This window comes from Oscillibacter sp. ER4, from assembly GCF_000765235.1.
Lineage (GTDB): Bacteria > Bacillota > Clostridia > Oscillospirales > Oscillospiraceae > Hominicoprocola > Hominicoprocola fusiformis.
Genome location: NZ_JPJG01000086.1, coordinates 1 through 4,823, shown reverse-complemented (window position 1 = coordinate 4,823; position 4,823 = coordinate 1). Strand labels below are relative to the sequence as shown.

Annotated in this window: 6 protein-coding genes and 1 riboswitch; of the genes, 4 read left to right on the top strand and 2 right to left on the bottom strand. The window is 59.0% G+C overall.

Features of this window, described 5'->3' with window-relative positions; genetic code table 11:
* Both NI20_RS0112140 and NI20_RS0112135 read left to right on the top strand, forming a co-directional pair.
* Nucleotides 1-917 (top strand): methionine gamma-lyase family protein (locus tag NI20_RS0112140; RefSeq protein ID WP_033121658.1); only part of this gene is annotated, 917 nt, incomplete at its 5' end.
* Nucleotides 918-1,070: 153 nt separating this feature from the next.
* Nucleotides 1,071-1,979, top strand: a complete 909-nt coding sequence (locus tag NI20_RS0112135) for a DMT family transporter (RefSeq protein ID WP_033121657.1) — start codon at nucleotides 1,071-1,073, stop codon at nucleotides 1,977-1,979.
* Between the two features lie 56 nt (nucleotides 1,980-2,035).
* Here the strand turns inward: NI20_RS0112135 and NI20_RS0112130 are convergent, their stop codons facing one another.
* Together NI20_RS0112130 and NI20_RS0112125 are read right to left on the bottom strand one after the other, a co-directional pair.
* Nucleotides 2,036-2,668: a GyrI-like domain-containing protein gene (locus NI20_RS0112130; protein ID WP_033121656.1), complete on the bottom strand. Its 633-nt coding sequence runs from the start codon at nucleotides 2,666-2,668 to the stop codon at nucleotides 2,036-2,038.
* Between the two features lie 14 nt (nucleotides 2,669-2,682).
* The gene (locus tag NI20_RS0112125) at nucleotides 2,683-3,186 is read right to left on the bottom strand and encodes an SLOG family protein (RefSeq protein ID WP_033121655.1); all 504 of its coding nucleotides are present in this window, start codon (nucleotides 3,184-3,186) and stop codon (nucleotides 2,683-2,685) included.
* Nucleotides 3,187-3,296: 110 nt separating this feature from the next.
* A riboswitch (FMN riboswitch) is annotated at nucleotides 3,297-3,421 on the top strand.
* A gap of 97 nt (nucleotides 3,422-3,518) precedes the next feature.
* Between NI20_RS0112125 and NI20_RS0112120 the strand changes: the two genes are divergently transcribed.
* Both NI20_RS0112120 and NI20_RS0112115 read left to right on the top strand, forming a co-directional pair.
* Nucleotides 3,519-4,148: an ECF transporter S component gene (locus NI20_RS0112120; protein WP_052084676.1), complete on the top strand. Its 630-nt coding sequence runs from the start codon at nucleotides 3,519-3,521 to the stop codon at nucleotides 4,146-4,148.
* Nucleotides 4,149-4,171: 23 nt separating this feature from the next.
* Entirely contained in the window at nucleotides 4,172-4,711 is a 540-nt protein-coding gene (locus NI20_RS0112115) for a phosphatase PAP2 family protein (protein ID WP_033121654.1), read from the top strand.
* Nucleotides 4,712-4,823: the final 112 nt, after the last annotated feature.

Sequence of the window (4,823 nt, the reverse complement as noted above, 5' to 3'; positions counted from 1 at the left end):
CCTACGATACGCTTGAGGAGGTCATCGGTCTTCGCGAAAGCCCATGCTCGCTCAAGGAGTACGGCGTCAGCTATGCGCAGGTCGACCTGCGCGAAGACGGCAGCTTTGACTTCCCCGCCATCGAGCGCGCGCTGAACGATAAGACGAAGCTCATCCACATCCAGCGCTCCAAGGGCTACTGCCCGCGCCCGACGATCTCGGTCGACGCCATCGGCGAGGCCATCGCGTTCTGCAAAAAGCTGCGCCCCGACGTCGTCGTCATGGTCGACAACTGCTACGGCGAATTTGTCGAGGCGAACGAGCCGAGCGACTTCGGCGCAGATATGATCGTCGGCAGCCTTATCAAAAACCCCGGCGGCGGCCTTGCCCCGATCGGCGGTTACATCTGCGGCACGCAGAAGTGTGTCGACCGCTGCGCCTACCGTCTCTCTGCGCCTGGACTTGGACAGGAGGTCGGCGCGAACCTCGGATTGATGCCTGCGCTGTATCAGGGCTTCTTCCTCGCCCCCAGCGTCGTCTCCGGCGCGGTCAAGGGCGCGGTGTTCGTCGCTGCGTGCTATGAAAAACTCGGTTTCACCGTCGTTCCGTCGTCGAAAGAGGCGCGCCACGATATCATCCAGTGCGTCGAGCTCGGCTCTCCCGAGGGCATGGCCGCCTTCTGCAAGGGCATCCAGTCCGCCGCCGCGGTCGACAGCTATGTCGACCCCGTCCCCGCGCCGATGCCCGGCTACGACTCCGACGTCATCATGGCGGCGGGCGCGTTCGTGCAGGGCAGCTCCATCGAGCTCTCGGCCGACGGCCCCGTGCGCGAACCCTACGCCGTCTATTATCAGGGCGGCCTGACGTGGTACCATGCCAAGCTCGGCGTGCTGCTCTCACTCCAGAAGATGCTCGACGCCGGTCTCATTACGCTTTGATCCTTGCTTTTCGAATCCGTTAGAAAGAATATTCATTCATGCTCATTCGCCGAACACCCGCAATCAATCGGCACTTTCGCCGCCGTCCGCCCCCGCGTACCGCTGTTTTTACCATCTAAAAAATAACAGTACAAAGGAGTTTAACAATTTTATATGTGGTTCTGGCTTTCTCTGATCGCGCTGCTCTGCTGGAGCGGCAGCGACCTGTTTTCCAAGATCGGCTGTCAGGGAGAGGACGATCATCTCGCCCACCTCAAGATGGTCATTGCCGTCGGTACCGTGATGGGTCTTCACGCCGCGTTCGAAATTTTCATCGGCGGCACGGAGATCAGCTGGTCTATTATCTGGACCTATCTGCCCGTGTCGCTGCTGTACATCGGCTCGATGACGCTCGGCTATCTCGGCCTCCGCTACATTGAGCTGTCCGTCTCGTCGCCGATCTGCAATTCGTCTGGCGCGCTCGTCGCCGTGATGACACTGCTATTTGTCGGCGGCGAGGACTATTCCCCGCTCGCCCTCGGCGCGATCGTCCTCGTCTGCGTGGGCGCAATCGGCCTCGGTGTGGTGGATGCCACGGAGGACCCCGAGCTGCGCGCCGCCCGTCAGGCGGAGGGCAACCGCAAGTATTCCAAGAGCTTCCTGGCCCTCGCCCTGCCCGCGGCCTACTGCCTGCTCGACGCCGCCGGCACCTTTGCCGACAACCGCGTGCTCGAAACGCTGGACGAGGGCAGCGCAAACTGCGCCTACGAGCTGACGTTCCTGTTTGCCGCGGTGCTGTGCTTCATCTACGTGGTCTTCATCAAAAAGGATCGCCTGCTGCCCAAGCGAGAAGCGCCGAAGTACATCGGCGCCATCTGCGAAACGGCCGGTCAGTTTGCCTATATCTATGCCATCGCGGACACATCGCACCTTGCGATGTCCGCGCCGATCATCAGCTCCTACTGCGCAGCTAGCGTGCTGTGGAGCCGCCTCTTCCTGAAGGAAAAGCTCTCGTGGAAGCATTACGCGATGATCCTGCTCGTCGTCATCGGCATCGCCGTGATGGGCGTGTTCGATATTTGATCTTTATGCATAAAAAAGAGTGTTCCCGCCAAGGCGGGAGCACTCTTTTTCTTTTTTCAAGCCTTTTTGATGGGGTGGCGGAGAACGGTCTTCCGCTTTTCCGCCGCGACGCGGCGCGGGTCGGAGAGATAGATCTCGTGGTGCAGGCGGACGTCGTTCAGGTCGTTTTCATATCCGTTTTCACGCAGAAACGCATTCATCTTCGCAGCGGACTCCGGCTCATCATCGAACGAACCCACGTGCATGATCTGCACGCAGAGGCCCTCGTCTACGGTCAGAAATTCTGCTGCCGAACAGTCGAGCTTTTTCTTCTTTGCCGCCGCCTCGACCGCCCAGTCGAAGTCCGCTTTCGTGACGAAATCCGGCAGGCGCAGGACAGAGATCCAGCGAAAATCCGATTTTCGCCCATAGTCGACCGTCTCCGTGTCCGGCATCTGCCAGAAGCCCTCGAGCGGCGGCACGACATAGTCGAAAAAGCTGTCGATCTCGTGTCCCGCGCGCTTGCTCATCTTGAGCGTGTAGGCCACGGCGTAAAGTACACCGATGGCGCGCTGATACGCGCCGCCCTCCTCATTTGGGTCACCCTGCCCTCGCACGGCGATATAATTCGCACGCGGCACGACGACGATCTCCGGCTTTGCCTTCGGCAGGTAAAATCCCTTGTATTCTTTCTTGAAGTCAAAGGACATGGTCCTCTCCTTTTTCAGTCCAGCGGGATATCCAGCACGTTCACACCGCGCTTGAAGGCGTATTCGATCGTCGAACGCGTCCCGCCGCGCGCGCCGTCGTTCACGGCGATCAGCAGGCTCGCGTGGTCGACCATGTAGCGGTTGCGCCGCTGCATGCAACCAGGCGTGTAGCTCTGCTGCACCATGGTCTCGTAGTCGCAGCGAGATAAAATGTCGCGGTAGCGCGCCTGCTGCCGCTCGCTCCACCCGTCCGCCTGCGAGGGACACGGGATGGCCGCCTCGAGCGTGATGTGCGGATATGTGCTTTTCAGCGCCATCACGGTTTCGGCAAAGTAGAGGTCACAGCCCTCGGCCATACCGCAGATGAAATGTTGCATCCCCTCGTGGATGGCGCTCTCCACCGCGGCGCGCAGCTTAGCCTTGAGGGCGATACAGCGAAGGTCGCTTTCATCTTCTCCCCACGGCAGCTTCCCCGGCCGGTGGCCGGTGAAGGCGCAGGAACAGGGTCTTCCCCGCATGGACATCGCCTCCTTTTTCCGCCATTATAGAACATTCGTTCGTCTTTGTAAAGCATTTTTCCTCTTGACAAACCGAAAATTTGTCGTATACTCAAGCTATCAACTGAATCACTTGTCTTCGAGGCGGGGTGAAACTCCCCACCGGCGGTTACAGTCCGCAAGCGGTATTTTTTTATCGCACGAACCGGTGAAATTCCGGTACCGACGGTCACAGTCCGGATGAGAGAAGATGTGCTGCGCGCGATCTACCACGCAATTTTCACGCTCTTTTGCGTCATGCACCTTGGAAGACTTGTTCTTTCAGGGGAAATGACAAAAAGGAGTGTATTTTTATGTCCGAATCCAATGCCAGCGCCATCTCCAAACCCCGCGCAGTCAGCCGCACCCACAAGCTCACGGTGACCGCCATGCTCTCGACCGTCGCATTTTTGCTGATGTTCATCGAGTTCCCGATCCCCGCGCTCATCCCCGCGTTCGTCAAGCTCGATATCTCCGACCTTCCAGAGCTTCTGGCGGCGTTCTCGCTCGGCCCCATCTACGGCGTCGTCGTAACGCTGCTCAAGAACGTGCTGTTCTCCGTGCTGCATGGCACGTCTTCCGCCTACGTCGGCGAGCTCTTCAACTTCATCATGGGCAGCGTCTTCTCCTTCTCCGCAGGCTTCATCTATCAGCGCAAGAAGTCCCGCAAGAGTGCCCTCACCGGTGCTCTCGTCGGCGCGCTGCTGATGGCGGTGCTGTCTGTGCCCCTCAACTACTTTGTGGTCTACCCCGCCTACGTTGTGTGCTATCACCTGCCGCTTGAAGCCATCATCGGCATGTATCAGGCCATCCGTCCCTCGACCAACGGCCTTCTTGAGTGCCTGATGGTCTTCAATATGCCGTTCACCTTTGTCAAAGGCATGATCGACGTGGCGCTGTGCTTCCTCATCTACAAGCCGCTCTCCCCGCTGCTGCACAAGTAATATCAGAAAGGATCTGCTCGTCCATGGCGCTCGACTGGGGCATTCTCCACTGGATTCAGAACAACATCACCTGCCCGTTTCTAGACGCCGTGGTCCCCAAGCTCACGATGCTCGGCAACGCCGGCATCATCTGGATCCTCGCAGGCGTTCTCCTGCTGTGCACAAAAAAATACCGCCGTCAGGGCGCGCTCGTGCTGATGGGACTCCTTGCGGGACTGCTCGTCGGAAATGTTGCGCTCAAGCATCTCGTCGCGCGCTCGCGGCCCTGCTGGCTCGATCCCTCCGTGCAGCTTTTGATCTCCACGCCGACGGACTACTCGTTCCCCTCGGGACACACGCTGTCCTCGACGATTGCCGCAACGATCCTGACGAAGACCGACCGGCGCTTCGGCTATGCCGCCATTTCTCTCGCGGTGCTCATCGCCCTGTCGCGGCTGTATCTGTACGTCCACTTCCCGAGCGACGTGTTTGCCGCCGCGCTGCTGGGTCTTCTGATCGGCGAGCTGACGTTCCGCTATGGCGGAAAGCTGCTCGACAAATTTTCCCGCAGGCAAAAGCAATAAAGAAACCCCACACACCGTTTCTGAAGTGACCCCGAAAAGTTAGACAAATATTTATAGAGAAAATTGTTCAAGCAGCTGAAAGGGCTTGCTGTCTGTGAATTGCAGGCGGCAA